Here is a 25,414-nt window from a genome sequence, read left to right as displayed (position 1 = left end):
TTGCCGCTGCCTCTCAGTGCGGCTGCCGGGGGCTTCCCGATCGATATTCGGCACTTAAGCCGTTAAATACTATTGTCTTTGACTTATTTCTTCGCCAGTTCCTGGTTTATCATCCAGAGCTCCCGGCGTTCTTCGCTGCTCAAACCGTGCGTGCGCTCGCGAGCAATCAACTCTTCCTGGCGCAGCTCGAGCATCGAATCAAACATATGGTTGAGTGAGTCGGTGAACGTTTTTTCTGCAATGTCCTTATCTGCTATATCGTCCCACATCGACAATTTTTCAAGGGTAGCGGCCTCTTTTGTGCCGCGATAATGCTCTAAAAGTTGTCCGGTGGTCAGACCTGGCTGAGACAAACAAGTGTTGACCAGTTCTGAAAATAAGCCAAGTCCGGGCAATTTTTCGTGGTTCAAACCCGCCAGCGACGGCACCTGCGGTGCAAGCTCGGGATTTTGTACCAGCAACCCTATCAGTATACGCATGGTTGTGCGTTTTAGCTGAGGCGCGGCGCGAACCGCACCGTTTTCAGCGTGTTTAGGCATTAAACGTTCAAGCTGGCTGTCATCCAGAATGCCGAGCTTGTTGCCTAACTCCTGACGCAGATAGATGCGCAGCGTTTCGCCGGGCACCTGGCTGATTAACGGCAGCGCCAGCGTACTGAGCTGCGCGCGCCCGTCAGGGGTACTCAAATCGACCTGCGGCATCAGGCTGTTAAACAAAAACGTGGAGAGCGGCTGAGCCTGCTCCATCCGCGCTTCAAATGCCGCTTTGCCCTCTTTACGCACCAGCGTATCCGGATCTTCGCCGTCGGGCAGAAACATAAAGCGCAGCTGACGGCCGTCGGTCATGTAGGGGAGCGCGGTTTCCAGCGCGCGCCAGGCGGCGTCGCGTCCGGCGCGGTCTCCGTCGTAACAACAAATCACGTTGTTGGTCACGCGGAACAGCAGCTGGATGTGATCCGCCGTCGTGGACGTTCCTAACGACGCCACCGCGTAGTTAATGTCGTACTGCGCCAGCGCCACGACGTCCATATACCCTTCGACGACCAGAAGACGCGGAGGTTCCGCGTTGTTCTGTTGCGCCTCATAAAGGCCGTAGAGCTGGCGGCCCTTATGGAAAATATCGGTTTCCGGGGAGTTGAGGTACTTCGGCAGGGCATCACCCAGCACGCGACCACCAAAACCAATTACCCGGCCACGCTTGTCGCGGATCGGGAACATCACCCGTTCGCGGAAGCGGTCGTAGCTTCGTCCCTGGTCGTTGGTGACCAGCATGCCTGCATCGATGAGAGACTTACGATCTTCGCTATTGCCGCCAAAACGCTTTAACACGTTGTCCCAGCCGGGCGGGGCGTAACCAATAGCGAAACGCGCAATGACATCGTCGCTCAGTCCGCGCTTGTTCAGATACTGACGCGCAGGCTCAGCCGCAGAGTGCTTAAGAGACTGTTGGTAAAACGAATTCAGGCCATCCATCAGTTGATACAGCGTTTGCCGTTGATGGCGCTCGATCTGACTTGGCCCACTGCCTGCTTCATACGGCACTTCAAGGTTATGCATCGCCGCCAGTTCTTCGACGGTTTCAACGAACTCGAGCTTGTCGTAGTTCATTAAAAAATCAACGGCATTACCGTGAGCACCACAGCCGAAGCAATGGTAAAACTGCTTTTCACCGTTTACGGTGAAGGAGGGGGTTTTTTCGTTATGGAACGGACAGCACGCATGGTAATTCTTGCCCTGCTTTTTCAGCTTTACCCGCGCGTCGATGAGATCGACGATGTCGGTTCTGGCGAGCAGGTCATTGATGAAAACGCGTGGGATTCTTCCGGCCATATGCCCCGTTATTTTTAGCGACTCATAAACGAAAACAAGCCGCGCATTCCTTCCGGAAGCACGGCCTTACGACTATTACTCTGTCTGTCAATTGAGGGCTGAGGCCCTCAACCAATTAGTACAGACGAGTACGGCGTGCGTTTTCGCGAGCCAGTTTCTTCGCGTGACGTTTCACAGCGGAAGCTTTAGCGCGCTTACGTTCGGTCGTTGGTTTTTCATAAAACTCACGACGACGAACTTCAGCCAGAACACCTGCTTTCTCGCATGAACGTTTGAAGCGACGCAGTGCTACGTCGAACGGCTCGTTTTCACGTACTTTAATTACCGGCATGTAACTCTCACCTTTAATAAATTCGGTTTGCCGCTGGCATCAACGCCAGCTTATTTCAAAATGGTGCGGAATTTTACTGCAAATGCTGCTGCTTTGTAAAGCACCGATGCGATTTTGAAAGGGACTTTAATAAGGGTGAGGAGTATACACGAGCCTTCTTCCTGGGGCGAACAAAGTTTTACATCAACCCGCCCAGGCTCTACACTGCGCGGTATTGAAACGAGGTAAAACAAGTCATGCGTGTACTGGGTATTGAAACATCCTGCGATGAAACCGGCATCGCTATTTACGACGACGAAAAAGGCCTTCTGGCCAACCAGCTGTATAGTCAGGTGAAATTGCACGCTGACTACGGCGGCGTCGTGCCTGAACTGGCCTCTCGTGACCACGTGCGTAAAACGGTTCCCCTGATTCAGGCGGCGCTGAAAGAGGCCGGGTTGAGTTCAAACGATATCGACGCCGTGGCCTATACCGCGGGCCCGGGTCTGGTCGGCGCGCTGCTGGTCGGTGCGACGGTTGGTCGTTCGCTGGCCTTCGCGTGGGATGTTCCGGCCATTCCGGTTCACCATATGGAAGGGCATCTGCTGGCGCCGATGCTGGAAGAGAATCCGCCTGAGTTTCCGTTTGTGGCGCTGCTGGTTTCGGGTGGGCATACCCAGCTGATCAGCGTGACCGGCATTGGCAAGTATGAGCTGCTGGGCGAGTCAATCGACGACGCCGCCGGTGAAGCGTTCGACAAAACCGCCAAGCTGCTGGGGCTGGATTACCCGGGCGGCCCGATGCTCTCGAAAATGGCGTCGCAGGGAACGGAAGGGCGCTTTGTCTTCCCGCGTCCGATGACCGATCGTCCAGGGCTGGATTTCAGCTTCTCTGGCCTCAAAACGTTCGCGGCCAATACTATCCGCAATAATGACGACAGCGAGCAGACCCGTGCCGATATCGCCCGTGCGTTCGAAGACGCGGTAGTCGATACGCTGATGATCAAGTGCAAGCGCGCGCTGGATCAGACCGGCTTTAAGCGCCTGGTGATGGCCGGTGGCGTCAGCGCCAACCGCACGCTGCGCGCGAAGCTTGCTGAGATGATGCAAAAACGTCGCGGGGAAGTGTTCTATGCGCGTCCGGAGTTCTGTACCGATAACGGGGCGATGATCGCCTACGCCGGGATGGTGCGTCTGAACGCCGGTGCAACGTCTGACCTGAGCGTGTCCGTGCGTCCGCGCTGGCCGCTGGCGGAACTGCCGGAGGCGTGAGTTTTTTTGCCCGGTGGCGCTGCGCTTACCGGGCCTACAAAACCGTAGGCCGGGTCAGGCGAAGCCGCCATCCGGCGATAAACCGCACTATACCCGCAGCATCCCTTTCTCTTCCAGAAACGCAATAATTGTCGCCAGGCCGTCGCCCGCTTTCAGGTTGGTAAACGTCCACGGACGCTCGCCGCGCATGCGGTTGGTGTCGCGCTCCATCACCTCCAGTGAAGCACCCACGTACGGCGCGAGATCGGTTTTATTGATCACCAGAAAATCGGATTTGGTGATCCCCGGCCCGCCCTTGCGCGGGATTTTTTCCCCTTCGGCCACGTCAATCACGTAGATGGTGAGATCCGCCAGTTCCGGGCTGAAGGTTGCGCTCAGGTTATCGCCGCCGCTTTCAACGAAGATCAGATCCAGATTGCCGAACTTCTCGCTGAGCGCTTCTACCGCTGCCAGGTTCATTGAGGCATCTTCGCGGATGGCGGTATGCGGGCAGCCGCCGGTCTCCACGCCGACGATGCGCTCCGGCTCCAGGGCTCCCGCTTCGGTCAGGATGCGCTGATCCTCTTTGGTGTAGATATCATTCGTCACCACCGCCAGGTGATACGTGTCGCGCATTGCTTTGCAGAGCGCTTCCAGCAGCGCGGTTTTACCCGACCCCACCGGGCCACCCACGCCCACGCGCAGGGGATGTTTGTAATCAGCCATGTTGCTTCCTCAGGAACGGAATAGTCGTGAATATTGTGTTTCGTGCCGCGCAGAGGCGATCGCGGACAGCGGCGTCGCCGCGCCTATCTCGTCGTCACTGCATAAAAACGCCTGTTCAAACCGGGCAGCAAAATGGTCGCTCAGTTCGATAATCAATTGCTGCGCCGCCTGCTGCCCAAACGGCACCAGCTTGACGCCCGCCATTACCGCGCTCTCCATCCAGCTGTAGCCGAGGCTCAGGGCCAGCTCGCGTACGCCAATGCCCCAGCGCGCGCCGAGCCATGCCATGCCGCAGAGCTGGCTTTGCTGACACAGCGCCAGCCACGCGGGCGGACAGTCGGGCTCCCAGCTCTTAATGAGGCGCGTAAAGGCTGCCCCGCGGTTGCGCTCCTCGTCGCGCAGCTCGCGCGTTTCCCGGCAGGCGAGCAGCCAGGACGTCCAGCGCGTGGCCGCCTGCAGATCGTCCTGCACGCAGGCCTGGCAGAGACGGTGAAACAGCGGCAGATCGACGCAGAAAAAGCTCTGCTCCATCTGCTGGATTTGCCAGCGCTTAAAGTCCCCTGCGTCGGCAACCCAGCCGGCTTCAACGGCCCACTCCAGCCCCTGCGACCAGGTAAACGACCCGACCGGCAGGCTGCTGCTGGAGAGCTGCATCAGGCGCAGCCGCTGGCGGGAAGCGTCCATTAGCCCATCAACGCCAGCAGGGCAGAGACGATCAGCCCGCCGCCGAAGGTTTTACGCAGGCCGTCGTGACGGCGCAGCAGCAAGCCTGCGGCGAAACTGGCGCACAGCACGGTGGCGCTGGCGAACATAAATCCGCTGGTGAAGAGCCAGAAGCTGTGGCCGGACATCTCCACGCCGTGCGCCCAGCCGTGGAACATCGCCAGAGCCGGTACCGCCAGCAGCAGCCGGTTTTCAGTTTTAAACATCATCACGCCGCAGACCGCCAGCGAGGTGATAATCAGCATCTCCATGCCGCTAAAGCCGCCGAGCAGGCTGCCCGCGATGGCACCGACAAGCATCATCCCGAGAGTGGCAAATGGCAGCAGGAGCTTGCGGCCGCTCAGCGCCGAGAGCACGCCTGCGCCCGCCAGCATCAGCAGGTGATCGAGCCCGGTCAGCGGGTGGAGAAAACCGGCCTGAAAGCTGTCGGCGCCGTGGCCGGGATGGGCGAGTGCGGGTACGGAAACGGCCAGCAGTAACAGCGGTAAATACTTACGCATGATGGATCCTTAATGTGAATGGGCGTGAGAGTGGCTATGGCTGTGGGCATCGCTGGCATACGCGCCCGCTTCCGGTTCAAACGGCAGGCTGGCGTAGGCCACCTCCAGCCCGAACTGGCGCAGCATATCGTCGAGAACGTGATCGTGGTGATAGCGCAGCTCGCCGGGCATGACCTGCAGCGGCACGTGGCGGTTGCCCAGGTGGTAGCAGGCGCGGGCGAGCAGGAACGGATCGGCGCAGCGCACCACGGAGACGGACTCCGGCGCGGCGATCACCTCAATCACCTCGCTGCCGTCGTCGGTAGTCAGCAGGTCGCCCCCGCGCAGCAGCAGGCCGCGCGGCAGCATCAGCCCGGCTTCGCGACCGTCGTTCAGCGCCACGCGGGCGCGGCTTTTCACCCGCACGTCAATCGGCAGCGTGACGCTGGCGGTAATCGGGTGCGCATGGTCCAGGCGTTGGGTTAAATAGATCATCATCACTCCTCAAAACAGGAAATAGCGTTGCGCCATCGGCAGAACGTCAGCCGGTTCGCTGGTAATCAGTTCACCGTCGACGCGCACCTCGTAGGTTTGCGAATCGACGGTGATATTCGGCTGCAGGCCGTTGTGGATCATGTCCGCCTTTTTCACCGTCCGGCAGCCTTTCACCACCGCGGTAGCGCTCTGCAGGTTGAGCCGTTGCGGGATGCCGTTGGCGCTGGCGGCCTGTGAGACAAACGTCAGCCGGGTGGCGTGTCGCGCGGCGCCCAGCGCGCCAAACATCGGACGGTAGTGCACAGGCTGCGGCGTAGGGATCGAGGCGTTGATATCGCCCATCGGCGCGCAGGCGATCATTCCGCCCTTGACGATAGTGGCGGGCTTGACGCCGAAGAATGCCGGGGACCAGACCACCAGATCCGCCAGCTTGCCCGCCTCAATCGAACCGACTTCGTGGGCAATGCCATGGGTAAGCGCCGGGTTAATGGTGTATTTGGCGACGTAGCGCTTCACGCGGAAGTTGTCGTTCTCGCCGGTCTCTTCCGGCAGCGCGCCGCGCTGGACCTTCATGCGGTGCGCCACCTGCCAGGTGCGAATAATCACTTCTCCGACGCGGCCCATGGCCTGCGAATCTGACGAGGTGAGCGAGAATGCGCCGATGTCGTGCAGCACGTCTTCAGCGGCGATGGTTTCACGACGAATGCGGGATTCCGCAAACGCCACGTCCTCGGCGATATCCGGATCGAGGTGGTGACAGACCATCAGCATGTCGAGATGCTCGTCGATGGTATTGACCGTGTAGGGCAGCGTCGGGTTGGTGGAAGAGGGCAGAATATTCGGGTGCGCGCAGGCGGTGATGATATCCGGCGCGTGGCCGCCGCCTGCCCCCTCGGTGTGGAAGGTGTGAATAGTGCGCCCACCAATGGCGGCCAGCGTGTCTTCCACAAATCCGGACTCGTTCAGCGTGTCGCTGTGCAGCGCCACCTGGATATCCATCTCTTCGGCCACCTCCAGCGAGCAGTTGATGGCCGCAGGCGTCGCGCCCCAGTCTTCGTGGATCTTCAGCCCGATGGCGCCGGCGGCGATTTGCTCGCGCAGGGCATCCGGGTTTGAACCGTTGCCCTTGCCGAGCAGGCCGATATTCACCGGCAGGGTATCGGCAGCCTGCAGCATGCGGGCGATATACCACGGCCCCGGCGTGCAGGTGGTGGCGTTGGTGCCTGCCGCCGGTCCGGTACCGCCGCCGATCATCGTCGTGACGCCGGAGACCAGCGCCTCCTCCGCCTGCTGCGGGCAGATCCAGTGGATGTGGGTGTCGATCCCGCCGGCGGTAACGATCTTCCCTTCGGCGGCGATGACTTCCGTCGCGGCGCCTATCGGGATCGTTACGGCGGGCTGAATATCCGGGTTGCCGGCTTTGCCGACGGCAAAGATCCGCCCGTTCTTCACGCCGATATCGGCCTTCACGATCCCCCAGTGATCGACGATCAGCGCGTTGGTGAGCACCAGATCCACGCAGTCGTCTGCGGTCATCTGTCCCTGACCCATGCCGTCGCGGATCACCTTCCCGCCGCCGAACTTGACCTCTTCGCCGTAGGTGGTGAGATCGTCTTCCACTTCTATCCACAGCTCGCTGTCGGCCAGCCGCACCTTATCGCCGGTGGTAGGGCCGAACATATCGGCGTAAGCCCGGCGCGAAATTTCAGCCATGTTTCACCTCTCCCATAACCTCGCCGCGAAAACCGACTATGCGCCGCGCACCCGTAACCTGAACCAGCGTCACTTCGCGCTTCTGGCCGGGTTCAAAACGCACGGCGGTGCCCGCCGGAATATTCAGCCGGTAGCCTTTGGTGGTTTCCCGGTCAAACTTCAGCGCCGGGTTGACCTCGTAAAAGTGGTAGTGCGATCCGACCTGGATCGGCCGGTCACCGTGGTTTTCGACGATGACGCGCCGGGTTTCACGCCCGACGTTGAGGGCAATATTGCCGGGCTGGATCTGATATTCGCCTGGGATCATCACGCGCTCCTTAGACGATCGGGTTATGAACGGTGACGAGCTTGGATCCGTCCGGGAAGGTCGCTTCCACCTGGATATCCGGGATCATCTCCGGCACGCCCTCCATTACCTGGTCGCGCGTCAGAACGTGTCGGCCCGCCTCCATCAGCGAGGCGACGGTTTCGCCATCGCGGGCGCCTTCCATAATGAAGGCGCTGATCAGCGCGACCGATTCCGGATAATTGAGCTTTACCCCGCGCGCAAGGCGGCGTTCGGCAACCAGCGCGGCGGTGAACAGCAACAGCTTGTCTTTTTCTCTGGGGGTCAGTTCCATAACGTTTCTCTTATGTCTGCCAGATACGCGGCGAACAGGCGGTTTTAGTGGTGAGAAGCGGGCGAAGCGACTGCCAGACGTCGCGCATTACCCGCTGACAAATCAGGTTATCGTGGGAGAGAAAACGCACCGACAGCAGATCGTCAGTGAGCGTTGCGCCGGCAAAGGTACCCAGCGGGGCGAGCCGCTCGCGTACCGTGTCGAGATGCGCTTCCCCGGCCGGATAGAACAGCAGCGTGCCGAGCCACGGATGCCCGGCAACGGGCGTGAGATCGCCATGGCTGAGATGCTGGCGCTCAATCAGGCGCGGCGCGTCGTCGACCCAGACCTCAAGACGGCTCTCCAGCGTGCCGTGGCTGAAGGTTTCACCGATCACCGGTCGTCCCAGGCAGTACAGCTCCCACGCCAGCAGCGTGCTGGAGGCCTTCAGGTGGAAGACGGAGCGCAGCGCGGCATTCGCACCGGGAAAAATAATGGTGTCCTGCGGCAGCCATTCAAGGATGGCGTCTTCATCGAGATAAAAGTGCTGGCTCAGACGAGCCTGCGGGCCGCTGCTGCGATAAAACTTGCTGGCGCCGGGCATGGTGATGAGCGCGTGGCTGTTGGCGTCCAGCCGGACAGAAATATCCAGCGTATCGCCGCCCACAACGCCACCGGGTGGGTGCAGCAGATAGAGGTGGCAGGTTTCGCTTTCAGGATAAAACGGCCGCTGAACGGTGAGCGGCCCGAGGTGATGAGCAGAGTGCAGGAGGGTTTTCTCAGGGGTGTGACAAAACTGCAGGGCAAGCGACGCCTGCCAGCCTTTATACGTATTATCAGTGACCTGAGCTGCTAACATGCTGCATCCATCCGCTCATCATCGGGGTCGTTTCAGTATGCCCTGGCAGAATTGAAGGCTGTCATATGAGTCGCTTATGGATGGCGGTTAAGACGAAACAAAAAAGCACGCCCCAGGGGGCGTGCTGTCTGACAAGCATCGCGATGCTGTTATTTCAGGTGCTCATGCAGCGCTGCGCCAGCCTGCTCCAGAGCAACCTTGACCGTAGGCTCTTCGCTCAGTGGATTGAGCAGGCCGTAATCGTGGATCATGCCGTTATAGCGCGTGACGGTCACCGGAACGCCAGCCGCATCCAGTTTACGCCCGAATGCCTCACCTTCATCCCGCAGAACGTCCAGCTCTGCTGTCTGAATCAGCGTCTCCGGGAAGCCTTTCAACTGCGCGGCGCTGGCGCGAAGCGGAGAGGCAAGGATATTGTTGCGATCGGCTGCGTTGGTGGTGTAGTTATCCCAGAACCATTTCATCATGTTTTTCGACAAGAAATAGCCGTTCTCGAACTGGTTATACGAGGCAGTATCAAAATTTGCATCGGTAACAGGCCAGAGCATGACGTTGTAGCGAATTTTTGGCCCATTGAACTGTTTTGCCTGCAGCGCCACGGAAGCCACCATATTGCCGCCCACGCTGTTACCGACCAGACCCAGACGGCTACCGTCCACGCCAATTTCCTGACCGTGCCCGGCTACCCATTTTGTCGCTTCATAGGCCTGATTAATGGCTACCGGGAAATGGGCCTCAGGTGACGGCGTGTAATCAACGTAAACCGCTGCGGCACCCGACGCGCGAACGAGATCGCGGATCAAGCGTTCGTGGGTTGGGAAATCACCCAGCACCCAACCGCCGCCGTGGAAGAACATAAATGCCGGCAGCGTGCCGGTTGCGTTTTCAGGTTTCACTATTTTCAGTTTGATCGCCTGACCATTTACCTGGATCGTTTTTTCTGAAACCTGAGCGGGGGGCAGTTTTGCGCCTTGCTGCGCGCCGATCAGTACCTGGCGGGCCTCCTGTGGAGTCATCTGTTCCATTGGCTTACCCTTGCCTGAATTGAGAACATTAAGAAATGCCTGTACGCCTGCGGTCGGGGTAGGGGTATTGGTGGTGTGAGCGGACGCTGCGGCTGACGCGAATACGGAAGAAACCAGGATGGCGGTTAATGTTTTCATGGTAGTACCTCTTTAAGCGAGTGTTAAACGGTGACGTTATTTAAGTAGTGCACTATTAAGTTGCTGGTGTAATACTTGCGCGCAAGATACTTTTAGTCAAACTTTATTTATAATTTTTTTATAAAACTGACTCAGGGTTGATAGAGAAATGAAAGAAAACAAGACATTAGATGATTTACTTTGCTTCTCACTGTACTCGGTCACCAACGCGTTCGTTCGGCAATATCGTCCCTTATTGCAGGAAATGGATCTGACCTATCCGCAATTTGTTGTTTTGATGGCGCTTTATGAGAAAGACAACATTCCACTTCGCGATCTCAGCGATAAGACGTTTTTTGATTCGGGCACATTGACCCCGCTGGTACAAAAGCTTGAGGCAAAGGGGTTTCTCAACCGTATCGCGGTTGTGGGTGACGAAAGAATGAAAAATGTTGTTCTGACGGAGAAGGCTAACGCACTGAAAAAGCAGGTGATGGCGCTGCCGGACCAGATTCGCTGCAGCATGCGGATGAATGATGAAGAGCTTGAGATGCTGAAAAAACTTTCCCGAACGCTGCTGGATGATTTGTAAGAACCCTTCGGTGGGGTTAACCCACCGAAGCGAGGTCATTAGCGGTAATCCTCCGCATCCACGTCATACCCGGACGGCTCCCAGCGGATCGCCAGCAGGGAGGCCAGGCCGATAAACGGCGCCAGCGCAATCACCCAGAACACGGCGGTATCGAGGGAGGCGACCAGCAGCGGGAACAGGAACAGCGACAGCGTGGAACTGCTGCGCATCAGCGTCTGGTTGAGACCCACGCCGACGCCGCGCAGCGAGGTCGGGTAGCTCAGCGAGGCAAACGTCATGGTATGCGCGCCCGGGCCGAAGCCCTGACCGAACAGGAACAGCGCCAGCATGCCGACGGCAACCACACCTTCCGCTGCGCCTTCTGGCCGCCCGACCAGCGCCAGCCCGAGCAGCGCGACTAGCTGGCAGGCGTAGCCCGCAAGCGACATCCGCCAGGCACCGAAGCGCGGGACGTAGCGTACCGCCAGCAGCCCGCCGACGAAGGCAAACAGCAGGTTAAGCACCAGAGAAATCAGAATGGTGGTGAGCATCGACTGGACAAAGAAGCTGGAGATGATCACCGGCAGGCCAAATGCCACGGCGTTATAGGCAAACGACGAGACGACGGACAGCAGCGTGGCGAGCGTCGTGCGGCGTAAATAGATGCCGCGAAACAGGTTCAGGTAGTTAGACCATTTCGCTTTATTGACGACGGGTGCGGGCTGGCTGAGCGCGTCCTGCGGCACGTGGGCGTTGATGTTATAGGACTGGCGCAGGATCGAGGTTGCCTCTTTCAGGTTGCCCTGATTCGCCGCCCAGACCGGCGATTCGCTCATATAGCGGCTGCGGATGGCGATAATCACCAGCGCCGGCACCGCGCCGAAGCCCAGAATCAAACGCCACAGCCAGTCGCTGTGGCTTTCCGGCAGCACGGCGTAGAAGAAAAGCACCAGGAGATACGAGATGCTGATGGCGGCATACCAGGTGGGGCACCACATCGCGACGCTGGAGGCCTTATTCCCCGGGCCTTTGAGTTTGGCAAACTCGCTTAAAAACGCCATCGCCACGGGAAGGTCGATCCCCACGCCGAGCCCCATCACAAAGCGGGCGCCCGCCAGCACGTATTCGTTAGGTGCCAGCGCACAGGCGATGGCGGCCACCACGAAGAAGAGCATGTCGGCCATAAAGACCCGGTAGCGGCCAATCTTGTCCGTGAGGTAGCCGCCGAGCAGCGCCCCGACAATGGCCCCGAAGGTAATGGCCGAGGCCACCATGCCGGTGCCTGCCGGCGTAAGGTTAAATTCTCGGGTGATGTCTTTTATGCCGAAGGCCAGCGCGCCGAGGTCGTAGGCATCGAGGAAAATCCCGCCCAGCGCGATACCGATGACGATGCGCGCATTCGCCCGTCCCTGAGAACCGTCATTGACCAGCCGCGAGACGTCAGCGGCGCTGCGCACCCACTGGATGTCGCCATTCGCTGAATGTTGTGGTGTTGAAAGGGGAGTGGTTTCTGTAATGTCTGCCATTTTCTTCTGATGTGGTTGTGTTGTGTCTCTAACAGTTACCACAGGCAGAAGGTGGCCAAAATCACATTTGGCTATAAGGCATAACTAACCCTTCGGAGCGTCTTTTTTCTTTCTCTTGAGCTTCGTCCAGATTTTGGTCTCCTGACGACGCCACAGGCGCTGAATATTATCGTGATGGCGCAGCAGGATAAGGCAGGAGAGCATCGACACCGGGAAGGTAAACTGGGGTTTGAACCACCAGACGTAGAACGGGGCAATCAGCGCGCTGACAATGGCGCCCAGCGACGAATAGCCGCTCAGAAGAATGGTCAGCAGCCAGGTGCCGGCCATGACGCCGGTTAAGTCCCAGCCGATAGGCGCAATGGCGCCAAAAGCCGTAGCCACGCCTTTGCCGCCTTTAAAGCCGAAGAAGACGGGCCAGATATGACCAACGCAGGCGGCAATGGCAATGAGCCCCAGCCAGAACGGCGTAACGCCCAGCGCGTACGCGCCCCAGACGGGTAGCATCCCTTTCAGAACATCAAAAATCAAAACCGCTACGGCTGCTCCCTTGCCGCCAATTCGTAGTACGTTGGTCGCTCCCGGGTTCCCGGAACCACTTTCACGCGGGTCAGGTAACCCGGCGATGCGGCAGACCAGAATGGCGCTGGAGATTGAGCCGCAAAGGTAGGCGAGGAGGATCATTCCAGGCGCGATTGCACTCATAACGCTGTTCCGTTTTGAAAATGTATCTGTATTCTCAGCATCTGTGGATAATACGCATAATTCGCCGGAAGTGGTATCCGGTTTAGCCAAAAAGCAGGCAGGTCGTGATGGATATTGTATTTATAGAGCAACTTTCGGTAATCACCACGATTGGTGTTTACGACTGGGAACAGACCATCGAGCAGAAGCTGGTGTTCGATATCGAAATGGGCTGGAATAACCGCAAATCGGCAAAAAGCGATGACGTGAACGATTGTCTGAGCTATGCCGACATCAGTGAAACGGTCATCGGCCACGTTGAAGGGCAACGCTTTGCGCTGGTCGAGCGGGTGGCGGAGGAAGTGGCGGAACTGCTGCTCACCAAATTCAATTCGCCGTGGGTGCGCATCAAGCTGAGCAAGCCGGGCGCGGTGGCGCGAGCCGCCAATGTCGGCGTCATCATCGAGCGTGGCACAAATCTGAAAGGACAGATTTAACGTCATAATAGCTAAACCATTTTAGGTTATATCGGTCTTAAAGCTGTATCTTTCACGGTAGCCGTTGGGGCGACCGTTTTTTTATATCTTTTTAGGGGTTTATAGATGAGCGATATGCACTCGCTGCTGGTGGCGGCAATACTGGGTGTGGTCGAAGGATTGACGGAATTTTTACCCGTTTCCAGTACGGGCCATATGATTATCGTTGGCCATCTGCTGGGCTTTGAAGGCGATACCGCAAAGACGTTTGAAGTGGTCATTCAGCTGGGTTCGATTCTGGCGGTGGTGGTGATGTTCTGGCGTCGTCTGTTTGGTCTGATCGGCATCCACTTTGGTCGTCTTCCTCAGCGCGAAGGTGAAGGCACCGGCCGTCTGACGCTCATCCATATCCTGCTCGGGATGGTCCCTGCGGTGGTGCTGGGTCTGGTTTTCCATGACGCCATCAAGTCTCTGTTTAACCCGATTAACGTGATGTATGCGCTGGTGGTTGGCGGTTTCCTGCTGATTGCAGCAGAAGTGCTGAAACCTAAAACCCCGCGTGCGGAAGGTCTGGACGACATGACGTATCGTCAGGCGTTTATTATTGGCTGCTTCCAGTGTCTGGCGCTGTGGCCGGGCTTCTCGCGTTCAGGCGCAACGATTTCTGGCGGGATGCTGATGGGCGTGAGCCGTTATGCCGCGTCGGAGTTTTCGTTCCTGCTGGCGGTGCCGATGATGATGGGTGCCACCGTACTCGACGTCTATAAGAGCTATCACTTCCTGACGGCTGGCGACATTCCGATGTTCGCCGTGGGCTTCATCACCGCGTTTATTGTGGCGCTGATTGCCATCAAAACCTTCCTGCAGCTGATTAAGCGTATCTCGTTTATTCCGTTCGCGATCTATCGCTTTATCGTGGCGGCTGCGGTGTACGTGGTCTTCTTCTGACCGATGGCCCTCAGTCTTTCGGCTGAGGGCAATGCTTTTCCTTCCAGTCCGATACCGCCTGAACTCGCCGTTTCGTCAGCTCTTCCCGAATCTCCGGTCCTTTGAATCCCGCGTCGACAACGTCTTTCGTCGGCACCGCTTTTGCCACGTCCCAGGCTTTACGCAGCAAACGACCCTGCGGGTAATCGCACGCTTCAAACCCGGTACGACCGCGCACGTCCGCTTCGCTGGTGAGCGCGATTTGCTCCACGCGCTGGGGTTTGCGCCAGGCGTCGATGTTATCGAAAAGCTTGACGATGGTGGCCGGCTTCAGGATCGGGAAGGTGTGGATCAGGTCGTGGAACTCGGCGACCAGTTTCGCCAGATCGCGGATCTCGTTTGGGACGCGCAGACGCTGGCACAGTCCCTCGACCAGCTTCACCCCTGCCGGGCCGTGCCCGTGGTGGCGAGGCCAGAATTCTTTTGGCGTTAAGCCTTTGCCGAGATCGTGGCACAGGGTGGAAAAGCGTACGTCCACGTCCGGGCTGAGCATGGCCGCCATGCTCAGCGTCATCAGCGTATGCACGCCGGTATCAATTTCCGGATGCCATTTCGCCGGGGCGGGAACGCCAAACAGCGCGTCTATTTCCGGGAACAGCACCTTCAGCGCGCCGCAGTCGCGCAGGACCTGGAAAAAGATCTGCGGGTTGCGCGTGGTGAGAGCATTTTCCGTCTCTTTCCAGACGCGCTCTGGCGTCAGGTGTGCAAGCTCGCCCGCCTCGGTCATGGCGGTCATCAGCGCCATTGTCTCATCGGCAATACGAAAGCTGAGATGCGCATAACGCGCGGCAAAGCGCGCCACGCGCAGGACGCGGAGCGGATCTTCAGAAAACGCGGGGGAGACGTGACGTAAAAGACGGTTGCGCAGATCGTCCTGGCCGCCATAGGCGTCAACGATCTGGCCGTTTTCGTCCTGCGCCAGCGCGTTGATGGTGAGATCGCGGCGCAGGAGATCTTGCTCCAGCGTGACGTCCGGTGCGGCATAGCAGGTGAAGCCGGTATAGCCCGAGCCCGATTTCCGCTCGGTACGCGCCAGGGCGTACTCTTCGCGGCTTTGCGGGTGCAAAAACACGGGGAAATCGCGGCCTACCTGCTGGTAGCCCGCGTCGAGCATCTCTTCAGGGGTGGCGCCAACCACCACCCAGTCTTTATCTTTGACCGGCAGACCTAACAACGCATCACGTACCGCACCACCGACCAGATAACTCTTCACGCCTTACACTCCCGTTTTCTCTTTTCCAGAATGATACGTAAGTCTGGCAGAGAAGACGAATTAGTTCATCCAGCGGTCTTTACGCTTACGGCTTGGGATCAGATGCGGCAGAACCAGACCCAGCACCAGACCAACGCCCAGCACGCCGCCGCCATACATGAACCACTGCATGATGATGGTGCGCTGTTTGTCATCGAGCTGCAGATTGGCGGCATTCACTTTCTTCTGCGCGACAATCAGCTCATTTTTCAGTTTCTGGTTCTCTTCTTTCAGACCGTTAATCACGCCGTCGCTTTGCGCCACTTTCTGCTGCATTTCAGCGGTGCGCTGGTTCCAGGTTCCGTCGATGTTGTTCAGCTTATCGGTCAGGGTTTTCACCTGGTTTTCCAGATCCGGGACGCGGGTGCGCAGGCTTGGTACGGTGCTCAGCTCTTTCAGCGGGATCCATGAAGTACGACCGGTGCTGTCGCGCACCTGGCCGTAGTTGGTGTCCGCGTTGGTCTGTAACAGCGTGACTTCCTCGCCGGCATTTACCGTACCCACGAGGCGATAATTGTCTCCAGGGCCACTGCGTACCCAGGTGTTCAGTTCGTCAGAAACGTAACGCTTCTCTTCAGCGTGCACTGCGGTTGCGGCGCTAAAAGCGAGTAAAGTAAGTCCAATCAGGCGTAATTTAAGCATCATTAGTCGTTATTTTCATAAATAGTGGAACGATAGTAGTGGCAACAGTGTCTCTACGCAAAGCATTCATCAGCAATCAGAATCATCTGTGTCACGACTCTACACATTTACGCCCGTCAAATTGCTCATTGCATGGCAATTTGGCGCAAAATACTATGTACTGACAAACAAATGGCGAGGAAGTTCGCCCTCATTGACGCGTCTGTGACGCCCGCAAAAGTACAAGGCTATGGCTCAGGAAATCGAATTAAAATTTATCGTCGAAAAAGACAGCGTTGACGCATTCCGCCAGCATCTGCATACGCTTTCCGGCGAACACCATGCACCGGTACAACTGCTTAATATCTATTACGAAACGCCGGACAACTGGCTGCGCCGCCACGATATGGGGCTGCGCATCCGCGGTGCAAACGGTCGCTACGAGATGACGATGAAAATTGCCGGCCGTGTGGTCGGCGGTTTGCATCAGCGCCCGGAGTACAATATCGACATCAGTAAGCCAGAACTTGAGCTGGAACGTTTCCCTGCCGAAGTCTGGCCGGAAGGCGAGCTGCCTTCCACGCTGGCGGAGCAGGTGCAACCGCTGTTCAGCACCGATTTCTGGCGTGAAAAATGGCTGGTGACGGAAGGCAAAAGCCGCATCGAAATCGCCCTGGATTTGGGTGACGTGAAGGCGGGAGAGTTCCATGAGCCGATTTGCGAACTGGAGCTTGAGCTGCTGGAAGGGGATGCGAATGACGTGCTGAAGCTGGCGCGCAGGCTGGTGAACCAGTCCGGATTACGTCAGGGGAGCCTGAGCAAAGCCGCGCGGGGTTACCATCTGGCCGCCGGGAATGCGCCGCGCGTGCTGAAAGAGACGACCATTTTGCACGTTGCGCCGAAAGCCAGCGTTGAACAGGGCCTGGAGGCCGCGCTGGAGCTGGCGCTTTCTCAGTGGCAGTACCACGAAGAGCTGTGGGTGCGAAACGTGAAAAACGCCAAATCCCACGTGCTGGCGGCGATTGCCCTGGTGCGCCATACCCTGACGCTCTTCGGCGGTATCGTGCCTCGAAAAGCGAGCGCTCACTTACGTGATCTGCTGACGCAAACCGAAACGCTGATGCACTCCGACGTCTCTGCGCAAACGGCGATCTACAGCCCGCAAAACGCGACGGCAAAACTGGCGCTGACCGAGTTTCTGGTGACGCGCGGCTGGCGCCCGTTCCTGGATGCGAAAGCAGAGGCCAAAATCGCGGAAAACTTCAAACGCTTCGCGGATATTCATCTTTCCCGCCATGCCGCTGAGCTGAAGACCACGTTTGCCTATCCGCTGGGCGACCAGTATGGCGATCAGCTTCCCCGCCTTTCGCGCAACGTCGACAGCATGCTGCTGCTTTCCGGCGCTTATGACGGCGCGAAGGCCCAGGCCTGGCTGGAAAACTGGCAGGGACTGAAGCATGCCATTGAAACCCGTCAGCATATCGAGATTGAGCATTTCCGTAACGAGGCCATTTCGCAGGAGCCGTTCTGGCTGCACAGCGGAAAACGTTAACTCTGGCAAGGAACCCCAATAATGCCGCTTTCTTCGCAGTTACAGCAGCAGTGGCAGACCGTTTGCGAACGTCTGCCTGAGTCATTACCGGCGTCATCGTTAAGCGAGCAGGCAAAGAGCGTGCTCGTATTCAGTGATTTTGTGCAGGAAAGTATCGCCGCCAACCCGGACTGGCTGGCGGAGCTTGAGAACGCACCGCCGCAGGCAGACGAGTGGCGGCACTATGCTGGCTGGCTGCAGGCTGCACTCGAAGACGTGGCGGATGAGGCCACGCTGATGCGCGTCCTGCGCCAGTTCCGTCGTCGGGTGATGGTGCGCATTGCCTGGGCGCAGGCGCTGGAGCAGGTGAGCGAAGAGAGCACGCTGCAGCAGTTAAGCGAGCTGGCGCAGACGTTGATCGTCGCCGCGCGAGACTGGCTCTACGCCGCCTGCTGTAAAGAGTGGGGCACGCCGTGCAGCGAGGAAGGGGTTCCCCAGCCGCTGTTGATTCTGGGGATGGGCAAGCTGGGCGGCTGCGAGCTGAACTTCTCCTCCGATATCGACCTGATTTTTGCCTGGCCCGAGAACGGCTCCACGCGCGGCGGCCGTCGCGAACTGGACAACGCCCAGTTCTTTACCCGTCTCGGCCAGCGTCTGATTAAGGCGCTGGACCAGCCCACGCAGGACGGTTTTGTCTACCGCGTGGACATGCGCCTGCGTCCGTTTGGCGACAGCGGGCCGCTGGTGCTGAGCTTTGCGGCGCTGGAAGATTATTACCAGGAGCAGGGACGCGACTGGGAGCGCTACGCGATGGTCAAAGCGCGGATCATGGGCGACAGCGACGACGCTTACGCCAACGAGCTGCGCGCCATGCTGCGCCCGTTTGTGTTCCGTCGCTATATCGACTTCAGCGTCATCCAGTCCCTGCGAAATATGAAAGGGATGATTGCCCGCGAGGTGCGCCGCCGTGGTCTGAAGGACAATATCAAGCTCGGCGCGGGCGGCATCCGCGAAATCGAATTTATTGTCCAGGTCTTCCAGCTTATTCGCGGCGGACGCGAGCCGTCGCTGCAGTCTCGTTCGCTGTTACCGACGCTGAGCGCCATTGCGCAGCTGCATCTCCTGCCGGACGGCGACGCGCAAACCCTGCGCGAGGCCTATCTTTTCCTGCGTCGTCTGGAAAATCTGCTGCAAAGCATCAACGACGAACAGACTCAGACCCTGCCGGGCGACGACCTGAACCGGGCGCGTCTGGCCTGGGGAATGCGCGTGGAAGAGTGGTCAACGCTGACCGAACGGCTCGATGCCCATATGGCAGGCGTGCGCCGCATCTTTAACGAGCTGATCGGCGATGACGAAAGTGAGTCGCAGGACGATGCGCTCTCCGAACACTGGCGCGAGCTGTGGCAGGATGCGCTTCAGGAAGATGACACCACGCCGGTGCTGACGCACTTAACCGACGACGCGCGTCATCGCGTGGTGGCGCTGATCGCTGATTTCCGCCTTGAGCTGAACAAACGCGCCATCGGCCCGCGCGGTCGTCAGGTGCTGGATCACCTGATGCCGCACCTGCTGAGCGAAGTCTGCTCGCGGGCGGATGCGCCGGTGCCGCTTTCGCGGATGATGCCGCTGCTGAGCGGGATTATCACGCGTACCACGTATCTTGAACTCCTGAGCGAGTTCCCCGGCGCGCTGAAGCACCTGATTACGCTCTGCGCTGCGTCGCCGATGGTAGCCAACAAGCTGGCGCGTTACCCGCTGCTGCTGGATGAGCTGCTCGATCCGAATACCCTTTATCAGCCGACGGCGACTGACGCCTACCGGGACGAGCTGCGCCAGTATCTGCTGCGCGTGCCGGAAGAGGACGAAGAGCAACAGCTGGAGGCGCTGCGTCAGTTTAAGCAGGCCCAGATGCTGCGTGTGGCGGCCGCGGATATCGCCGGAACGCTGCCGGTAATGAAAGTGAGCGATCACTTAACCTGGCTGGCGGAAGCGATTATCGACTCGGTGGTGCATCAGGCATGGGTGCAGATGGTGGCGCGCTACGGCCAGCCGAAACACCTGGCCGACCGTGACGGCCGCGGGTTCGCGGTGGTGGGTTACGGTAAGCTCGGCGGCTGGGAGCTGGGCTATAGCTCCGATCTGGATTTAATCTTCCTTCACGACTGCCCGGTTGACGTGATGACCGACGGCGAGCGCGAGATTGACGGGCGGCAGTTCTACCTGCGCCTGGCGCAGCGCATCATGCACCTGTTCAGCACCCGCACCTCGTCGGGCATTTTGTATGAAGTGGATGCCCGTCTGCGCCCGTCCGGCGCGGCGGGCATGCTGGTTACTTCGACGGAGTCCTTCGCCGATTACCAGAAGAATGAAGCCTGGACGTGGGAGCACCAGGCGCTGGTGCGTGCTCGCGTGGTGTATGGCGATCCGCAGCTCAAAACGCAGTTTGACGTCATCCGCAGGGAGGTCATGACCACCCTGCGTGACGGCAGTACGTTGCAGACCGAAGTGCGCGAAATGCGCGAGAAAATGCGTGCGCACTTAGGCAATAAGCATCGCGATCGCTTTGATATTAAAGCCGATGAGGGTGGAATTACCGATATTGAGTTTATTACCCAGTATCTGGTGCTGCTGCACGCGCACGACAAGCCGAAGCTCACTCGCTGGTCGGATAACGTGCGCATTCTGGAACTGTTGGCGCAAAACGACATTATGGACGAGCAGGAGGCGCAGGCCTTAACCCGCGCCTACACCACGCTGCGCGACGAGCTGCATCACCTGGCGTTGCAGGAGCAGCCGGGGCACGTGGCGCTGGACTGTTTCACCGCCGAACGCGCTCAGGTAACGGCCAGCTGGCAGAAGTGGCTGGTGGAACCGTGCTTAACAAATCAAGTGTGATATTATCGCGCGCAAATTGTGAATCTTTCTGGAGTCAGGAATGAAAGTAACACTGCCAGAGTTTGAACGTGCTGGGGTAATGGTTGTTGGGGATGTGATGCTGGATCGCTACTGGTATGGGCCGACCAGCCGCATCTCTCCGGAAGCACCGGTACCGGTAGTTAAGGTCGACACCATTGAAGAGCGTCCCGGCGGCGCGGCAAACGTGGCGATGAACATTGCCTCTCTGGGCGCGCATTCGCGTCTGGTGGGCCTGACCGGCATCGACGATGCGGCCCGCGCGCTGAGCAAGTCGCTGGCGGACGTGAACGTGAAGTGCGACTTCGTTTCTGTTCCGACCCACCCGACGATCACCAAGCTCCGCGTGCTGTCGCGTAACCAGCAGCTGATCCGCCTCGACTTTGAAGAAGGGTTCGAAGGCGTTGATCCTGAGCCGCTGCACGAGCGTATCAACCAGGCGCTGGGCAATATCGGCGCGCTGGTGCTGTCTGACTATGCGAAAGGTGCCCTGGCCAGCGTGCAGACGATGATCCAGCTGGCGCGTAAAGCCAGCGTGCCGGTGCTGATCGACCCGAAAGGGACCGATTTTGAGCGCTATCGCGGCGCGACGCTGCTGACGCCAAACCTGTCAGAGTTTGAGGCGGTGGCGGGCAAGTGCAAAACCGAAGAAGAGCTGGTTGAGCGCGGCATGAAGATCATCGCTGACTTCGAGCTGTCCGCGCTGCTGGTGACTCGCTCCGAGCAGGGAATGACGCTGTTGCAGCCAGGCAAAGCGCCGCTGCATATGCCAACCCAGGCGCAGGAAGTGTACGACGTAACCGGTGCCGGTGATACGGTGATTGGCGTCCTGGCGGCGACGCTGGCGGCGGGTAATTCTCTCGAAGAAGCGTGCTACTTTGCGAACGCGGCGGCGGGCGTGGTGGTCGGTAAGCTCGGGACGTCTACCGTTTCGCCTATCGAACTGGAAAACGCGGTGCGCGGTCGTGCCGATACCGGTTTTGGCGTCATGAGCGAAGACGAGCTGAAAGTGGCCGTCGCCGCTGCGCGCAAGCGCGGTGAGAAAGTGGTGATGACCAACGGCGTGTTCGACATCCTGCATGCGGGCCATGTTTCCTATCTGGCGAATGCGCGCAAGCTGGGCGATCGCCTGATTGTGGCGGTTAACAGCGATGCGTCGACGAAACGCCTGAAGGGTGAAACGCGTCCGGTGAACCCGCTGGAGCAGCGTATGATCGTGCTTGGCGCGCTGGAAGCCGTGGACTGGGTGGTGTCGTTTGAAGAAGACACGCCGCAGCGCCTGATTGCCGGTATTCTGCCAGACCTGCTGGTGAAAGGCGGGGATTACAAACCGGAGCAAATCGCGGGGAGCGAAGAGGTCTGGGCCAACGGCGGTGAGGTGATGGTGCTCAACTTTGAGGACGGGTGTTCAACCACCAACATCATTAAGAAGATCCAGAAAGACAGTCAGTAGTCCGTGCGGGCTGATGCCCTCACCCCAACCCTCTCCCACAGGGAGAGGGCGCAAACCAAAAAAAACGGCAACCGAGGTTGCCGTTTTGCATTGATTTTAGGCCTGGTCGTCCACCGGCGGAATCGCCGGTGCCGGCTTCACTTCTTCCGGGGTATTGCGGTTTTCCAGCTCGGTCAGGCGCTGTTCCAGCAGCGCCAGCTTTTCGCGGGTGCGCAGCAGAACCTGGGTTTGCACGTCAAACTCTTCGCGGCTCACTAAATCAAGGCGAACCAACTGCGCCTGCAGCGTCTGGCGGATTTTCTTCTCAACGTCATCACCAAACTCACGAATGCCTTTTGGCATGGACTCGTGAACCTGACGCGCAATTTGCTCAATTTTCTTCGGGTCAATCATAGCGGCTTCCCTTGATAAAACGGTGTTGATGAACATTGTAGCGCGTCATGCTCCAGGATAAAGCAGATTTGTTTGAAGCTTATGCATTGCCCAGGTTAATCAATAGCGTTATAGTTATCTCGCTTATTCTCAGGGCGGGGCGAAATTCCCCACCGGCGGTAAATCAGCTTAACGCTGAAAGCCCGCGAGCGCTTTGGGTAAATACTCAAAGGTCAGCAGATCCGGTGTAATTCCGGGGCCGACGGTTAGAGTCCGGATGGGAGAGAGTAACGATCCAGTCGGGCATGGGCCCGCTCACGTTATCTTTTTGCCGCTTGTACGGCGCTCCTAAGACTGCCCTGATTCTGGTAACCATAATGTTAATGAGGTTTTTTTACCATGAATCAGACGCTACTTTCCTCTTTTGGCACTTCAACTCAACGTGTTGAACATGCACTGGATGCACTGCGCGAAGGCCGCGGTGTGATGGTGCTTGACGATGAAAACCGTGAAAACGAAGGCGATATGATTTTCGCCGCCGAAAACATGACCGTTGAACAGATGGCGCTGACCATCCGTCACGGCAGCGGCATCGTATGCCTGTGTATTACCGAAGACCGTCGTAAGCAGCTCGACCTGCCGATGATGGTCGAAAACAACACCAGCGCTTTTGGTACCGGGTTTACCGTGACCATCGAAGCGGCGCACGGCGTGACGACCGGTGTGTCTGCGGCTGACCGTCTGACCACCGTTCGTGCTGCGATTGCCGATGGTGCTAAGCCGTCCGACCTGCATCGTCCAGGCCACGTCTTCCCACTGCGCGCGCAGGCGGGCGGCGTGCTGACCCGTGGCGGTCATACCGAAGCGACTATCGACCTGGTGACGCTTGCAGGCTTCAAACCTGCGGGCGTGCTGTGTGAACTGACCAACGATGATGGCACCATGGCGCGCGCGCCGGAGTGCATCACTTTTGCGCGTCTGCACAACATGCCGGTGGTGACCATTGAAGATCTGGTGGAGTATCGCCAGGCGCACGAGCGCAAAGCCAGCTGAACGTGCTGATGTGAAAAAGCCGGGGAAACCCGGCTTTTTTGTGTCTAGTGGTAGTTGATTTTGAACAGCACGACGGTTTCAAAAGGGCCTGAAACAATGCCCGAACCTTCGGCGTGAGAAAGCTCGGCGGTGTAGGTGGTTTCGAACTGCAGCACCGAACCGGTAAAATCGGCATACTCGTCATACTGATTGAAGGTATAGGGCTGTGTGCCGTTAAGAATACGCAGCTTTAAGCCGTTGCCGATAAGCAGTGCCGTGTCGTTGGCGGTGAGCGTTTTATCGGTATAAAACGAAGAGTCAATCTTAAACCCGTCGGAGCATTGCGCATCCTGCACCTTCGTCGTTTTTACCGAAAACGTGCGGGTTCGCGCGCCCTGATTCACGATGTCTCGCGCGCTGAAGGTGCCAAAATCGATCTCCTGATTCTCAGGATAAATACTGAACGTTGCCCCGCAGTCCAGCACTTTGATGTTTTCCAGCCCGTTAATATGATATTTAAGGTTTTTCGCATCAGAAAGGGTATTTACGCCCCCTTTGCCGTCAAACTGCACCACGATGTAATCTCCCAGCGTGCTGATATACCCCTGAGGCGGCGCTGCTTTGAGTTTGACGTACAGCCTGAAGCGCGCCACAAAGGTGCGTGAGGTATGAACGTCCCACGGATTCCCCGAACACACGTATTTCTCCCAGCCCATCGCTTTGAGCTGTTCAGGCGTGTAATTGCTCAGGCTGTTGTTGTCCAGACACTGGCGAGTGTCCGCACCGTAGGGTTGGCCGGCGGCATCGTAATCCGCCCCCTCGTAGGTCACGCCCAGCTCGTAGTAAGGATCTGACACGGACGGGTAAGGGTTCACCCAGGCGAACACATCTTCATTCTCATGGTTTGAGGCGGTATTTCTGTCGCAGTAAACCGGGATCTTGATGTCGCTGGATTCCCAAATTTTTTGGCCGATCGTGGCGTTGCTGGGGATCGAAAATTCAGACACCGTTTTGGTTTGCTCAACCGGGCCGTTTTGCGTGCCGAGATAGCAGTTCAGCGCCAGCGCTTGCTTAATCGGCGACATCACCCACAGCAGAAAGAAAAGCTTAACGAGATGTCGCATGTTGCCCTGCCTTGCGCGGCGTCAGCGTGCATTGGGTTGACCCGGAGCACGTTAAATTGACCTTGCGCAGCGCGCCATAATCATCAATGTACCCGATGGTGTAGCCTGTTCCTTCTGCCGTGCTCAGCGTCAGCGTGCGGGTCGCAAACGGATCGATCATCAGGCTGTCGAAGCCAGGCAGCATGGTTTTGCCGTTGTTGCTAAGCCACGCCAGCGTGACGAAGTACGGCGTAGGGTTATGCAGCGTCATGGTTTTACCCGACAGGGTGATGGCGAGCCGCATTTCCGTTTCCTCTCCGGGCTTTTTGTGAATAGCGTCTGGACGCCAGAACAGCTTGATGCGGCTTTGCATGGCAACCTGCATCACGCTGCGATCGTCTTTCGGGCTCTCGCTTTTAGGCGGCACTTCGCGCAGGTTGAAAAAGAACAGGGTCTCCCTGTCTTTCGGCAGCTCGCGTGTTGCCGGCTGTTTTACCACCCGCACCTGTGATGAGGTGCCTGGTTCAATGCGCTGCAGGGGAGGAAGCACCATAAAATGGCTGTCCTCTTTGCGCCCCTCACCATCTTCAATCCAGGCGAGCGCCAGATAGGGAAGCGCATGGCTCTGGTTTTCAATCGTCAGGCTGCTGGCTTTGTCGCTTTCGGGAAAGACAATTCGCGTGCGATCCAAATTGATCGCCGCGAACGAGGCGCAGGAGCCAAAGAGAAAAAGGGTTGCTGATAACAGGTGTAATTTCATCATGA

Annotated in this window: 26 protein-coding genes and 1 riboswitch; of the genes, 8 read left to right on the top strand and 18 right to left on the bottom strand. The window is 58.3% G+C overall.

Annotated features, from left to right (window positions below):
* Nucleotides 1-83: 83 nt before the first annotated feature.
* Together dnaG and rpsU are read right to left on the bottom strand one after the other, a co-directional pair.
* A complete protein-coding gene (dnaG, locus tag AC3WOK_RS12300) occupies nt 84-1,829 on the bottom strand; it encodes a DNA primase (protein WP_047347803.1) in 1,746 nt (581 codons plus the stop codon).
* A 115-nt stretch (nt 1,830-1,944) separates the two neighbouring features.
* A complete protein-coding gene (gene rpsU / locus AC3WOK_RS12295; protein WP_001144069.1) occupies nt 1,945-2,160 on the bottom strand; it encodes a 30S ribosomal protein S21 in 216 nt (71 codons plus the stop codon).
* Nucleotides 2,161-2,396: 236 nt separating this feature from the next.
* Here rpsU and tsaD point away from each other — a divergent pair, with 236 nt between their 5' ends.
* On the top strand, nt 2,397-3,410 hold the full coding sequence (gene tsaD, locus AC3WOK_RS12290) for a tRNA (adenosine(37)-N6)-threonylcarbamoyltransferase complex transferase subunit TsaD (protein WP_029741753.1): 1,014 nt from the start codon (nt 2,397-2,399) through the stop codon (nt 3,408-3,410).
* An 87-nt stretch (nt 3,411-3,497) separates the two neighbouring features.
* On the opposite strand, the gene ureG is transcribed toward tsaD, so the two are convergent.
* The 9 genes from ureG to AC3WOK_RS12245 all read right to left on the bottom strand — a co-directional run bounded on the left by ureG (nt 3,498) and on the right by AC3WOK_RS12245 (nt 10,146).
* A complete protein-coding gene (ureG, locus tag AC3WOK_RS12285; RefSeq protein ID WP_014071813.1) occupies nt 3,498-4,115 on the bottom strand; it encodes an urease accessory protein UreG in 618 nt (205 codons plus the stop codon).
* Nucleotides 4,116-4,124: 9 nt separating this feature from the next.
* Entirely contained in the window at nt 4,125-4,799 is a 675-nt protein-coding gene (locus AC3WOK_RS12280; protein ID WP_063957129.1) for an urease accessory protein UreF, read from the bottom strand.
* Nucleotides 4,799-5,338, bottom strand: a complete 540-nt coding sequence (locus AC3WOK_RS12275) for a HupE/UreJ family protein (protein WP_059310570.1) — start codon at nt 5,336-5,338, stop codon at nt 4,799-4,801. The genes AC3WOK_RS12280 and AC3WOK_RS12275 overlap by 1 nt, the downstream gene beginning before the upstream one ends.
* A gap of 9 nt (nt 5,339-5,347) precedes the next feature.
* Nucleotides 5,348-5,812, bottom strand: a complete 465-nt coding sequence (gene ureE / locus AC3WOK_RS12270) for an urease accessory protein UreE (protein ID WP_063432388.1) — start codon at nt 5,810-5,812, stop codon at nt 5,348-5,350.
* A gap of 9 nt (nt 5,813-5,821) precedes the next feature.
* Nucleotides 5,822-7,525, bottom strand: a complete 1,704-nt coding sequence (gene ureC / locus AC3WOK_RS12265) for an urease subunit alpha (RefSeq protein ID WP_063432390.1) — start codon at nt 7,523-7,525, stop codon at nt 5,822-5,824.
* Nucleotides 7,518-7,832, bottom strand: a complete 315-nt coding sequence (locus AC3WOK_RS12260; RefSeq protein WP_063432392.1) for an urease subunit beta — start codon at nt 7,830-7,832, stop codon at nt 7,518-7,520. Before AC3WOK_RS12260 ends, ureC begins: the two co-directional genes overlap by 8 nt.
* Nucleotides 7,833-7,842: 10 nt before the next feature.
* Nucleotides 7,843-8,145: an urease subunit gamma gene (locus AC3WOK_RS12255; RefSeq protein WP_003862556.1), complete on the bottom strand. Its 303-nt coding sequence runs from the start codon at nt 8,143-8,145 to the stop codon at nt 7,843-7,845.
* Nucleotides 8,146-8,155: 10 nt separating this feature from the next.
* On the bottom strand, nt 8,156-8,983 hold the full coding sequence (locus AC3WOK_RS12250) for an urease accessory protein UreD (protein ID WP_063957127.1): 828 nt from the start codon (nt 8,981-8,983) through the stop codon (nt 8,156-8,158).
* A gap of 149 nt (nt 8,984-9,132) precedes the next feature.
* Nucleotides 9,133-10,146 carry an alpha/beta hydrolase gene (locus tag AC3WOK_RS12245; protein WP_059310575.1) on the bottom strand — a complete coding sequence of 338 codons (1,014 nt, stop codon included), beginning with the start codon at nt 10,144-10,146 and terminating at the stop codon, nt 9,133-9,135.
* Between the two features lie 148 nt (nt 10,147-10,294).
* Here AC3WOK_RS12245 and AC3WOK_RS12240 point away from each other — a divergent pair, with 148 nt between their 5' ends.
* Complete coding sequence (locus AC3WOK_RS12240) at nt 10,295-10,717, top strand: MarR family winged helix-turn-helix transcriptional regulator (protein WP_023617355.1); 423 nt, start codon at nt 10,295-10,297, stop codon at nt 10,715-10,717.
* Between the two features lie 38 nt (nt 10,718-10,755).
* Here AC3WOK_RS12240 and AC3WOK_RS12235 read toward each other — a convergent pair whose 3' ends face one another.
* Together AC3WOK_RS12235 and plsY are read right to left on the bottom strand one after the other, a co-directional pair.
* Nucleotides 10,756-12,222, bottom strand: coding sequence for an MFS transporter (locus tag AC3WOK_RS12235; protein WP_492354592.1), 1,467 nt, complete (start codon nt 12,220-12,222; stop codon nt 10,756-10,758).
* Between the two features lie 84 nt (nt 12,223-12,306).
* Nucleotides 12,307-12,927, bottom strand: a complete 621-nt coding sequence (plsY, locus tag AC3WOK_RS12230; RefSeq protein ID WP_047347813.1) for a glycerol-3-phosphate 1-O-acyltransferase PlsY — start codon at nt 12,925-12,927, stop codon at nt 12,307-12,309.
* A 107-nt stretch (nt 12,928-13,034) separates the two neighbouring features.
* On the opposite strand from plsY, the gene folB reads away from it, so the two are divergent.
* Nucleotides 13,035-13,403, top strand: coding sequence for a bifunctional dihydroneopterin aldolase/7,8-dihydroneopterin epimerase (gene folB / locus AC3WOK_RS12225; RefSeq protein WP_492354591.1), 369 nt, complete (start codon nt 13,035-13,037; stop codon nt 13,401-13,403).
* Between the two features lie 105 nt (nt 13,404-13,508).
* A complete protein-coding gene (bacA, locus tag AC3WOK_RS12220; RefSeq protein ID WP_047347815.1) occupies nt 13,509-14,330 on the top strand; it encodes an undecaprenyl-diphosphate phosphatase in 822 nt (273 codons plus the stop codon).
* 10 nt (nt 14,331-14,340) lie between these two features.
* Here the strand turns inward: bacA and AC3WOK_RS12215 are convergent, their stop codons facing one another.
* Nucleotides 14,341-15,582, bottom strand: coding sequence for a multifunctional CCA addition/repair protein (locus AC3WOK_RS12215; protein WP_492354590.1), 1,242 nt, complete (start codon nt 15,580-15,582; stop codon nt 14,341-14,343).
* 60 nt (nt 15,583-15,642) lie between these two features.
* The gene (locus AC3WOK_RS12210) at nt 15,643-16,263 is read right to left on the bottom strand and encodes a TIGR04211 family SH3 domain-containing protein (protein WP_024906484.1); all 621 of its coding nucleotides are present in this window, start codon (nt 16,261-16,263) and stop codon (nt 15,643-15,645) included.
* Nucleotides 16,264-16,492: 229 nt separating this feature from the next.
* On the opposite strand from AC3WOK_RS12210, the gene AC3WOK_RS12205 reads away from it, so the two are divergent.
* The 3 genes from AC3WOK_RS12205 to hldE are packed head-to-tail and all read left to right on the top strand — an operon-like array spanning nt 16,493 to nt 22,142.
* Nucleotides 16,493-17,794, top strand: coding sequence for a CYTH domain-containing protein (locus tag AC3WOK_RS12205; RefSeq protein ID WP_492354589.1), 1,302 nt, complete (start codon nt 16,493-16,495; stop codon nt 17,792-17,794).
* 21 nt (nt 17,795-17,815) lie between these two features.
* Nucleotides 17,816-20,671 carry a bifunctional [glutamate--ammonia ligase]-adenylyl-L-tyrosine phosphorylase/[glutamate--ammonia-ligase] adenylyltransferase gene (glnE, locus tag AC3WOK_RS12200; protein WP_492354588.1) on the top strand — a complete coding sequence of 952 codons (2,856 nt, stop codon included), beginning with the start codon at nt 17,816-17,818 and terminating at the stop codon, nt 20,669-20,671.
* Nucleotides 20,672-20,711: 40 nt separating this feature from the next.
* A complete protein-coding gene (gene hldE / locus AC3WOK_RS12195) occupies nt 20,712-22,142 on the top strand; it encodes a bifunctional D-glycero-beta-D-manno-heptose-7-phosphate kinase/D-glycero-beta-D-manno-heptose 1-phosphate adenylyltransferase HldE (protein ID WP_047347819.1) in 1,431 nt (476 codons plus the stop codon).
* A gap of 96 nt (nt 22,143-22,238) precedes the next feature.
* Here the strand turns inward: hldE and ubiK are convergent, their stop codons facing one another.
* Nucleotides 22,239-22,535: a ubiquinone biosynthesis accessory factor UbiK gene (gene ubiK / locus AC3WOK_RS12190; protein ID WP_013098757.1), complete on the bottom strand. Its 297-nt coding sequence runs from the start codon at nt 22,533-22,535 to the stop codon at nt 22,239-22,241.
* Nucleotides 22,536-22,656: 121 nt separating this feature from the next.
* Nucleotides 22,657-22,807, top strand: a riboswitch (FMN riboswitch).
* 106 nt (nt 22,808-22,913) lie between these two features.
* Here ubiK and ribB point away from each other — a divergent pair.
* Complete coding sequence (ribB, locus tag AC3WOK_RS12185) at nt 22,914-23,567, top strand: 3,4-dihydroxy-2-butanone-4-phosphate synthase (RefSeq protein WP_033146666.1); 654 nt, start codon at nt 22,914-22,916, stop codon at nt 23,565-23,567.
* Nucleotides 23,568-23,611: 44 nt separating this feature from the next.
* Here the strand turns inward: ribB and AC3WOK_RS12180 are convergent, their stop codons facing one another.
* Nucleotides 23,612-24,670 (bottom strand): hypothetical protein, encoded by a 1,059-nt coding sequence (locus AC3WOK_RS12180; RefSeq protein ID WP_063957112.1) that lies wholly within the window; start codon nt 24,668-24,670, stop codon nt 23,612-23,614.
* Nucleotides 24,654-25,409, bottom strand: coding sequence for a fimbrial biogenesis chaperone (locus tag AC3WOK_RS12175; protein WP_059310606.1), 756 nt, complete (start codon nt 25,407-25,409; stop codon nt 24,654-24,656). Before AC3WOK_RS12175 ends, AC3WOK_RS12180 begins: the two co-directional genes overlap by 17 nt.
* Between the last annotated feature and the right edge of the window lie 5 nt (nt 25,410-25,414).

This window comes from Enterobacter sp. FW301-JW81 (genome assembly GCF_058788735.1).
The sequence above is the reverse complement of the archived record's forward strand: the minus strand, read 5'-3'. Positions and strand labels throughout refer to the sequence as shown.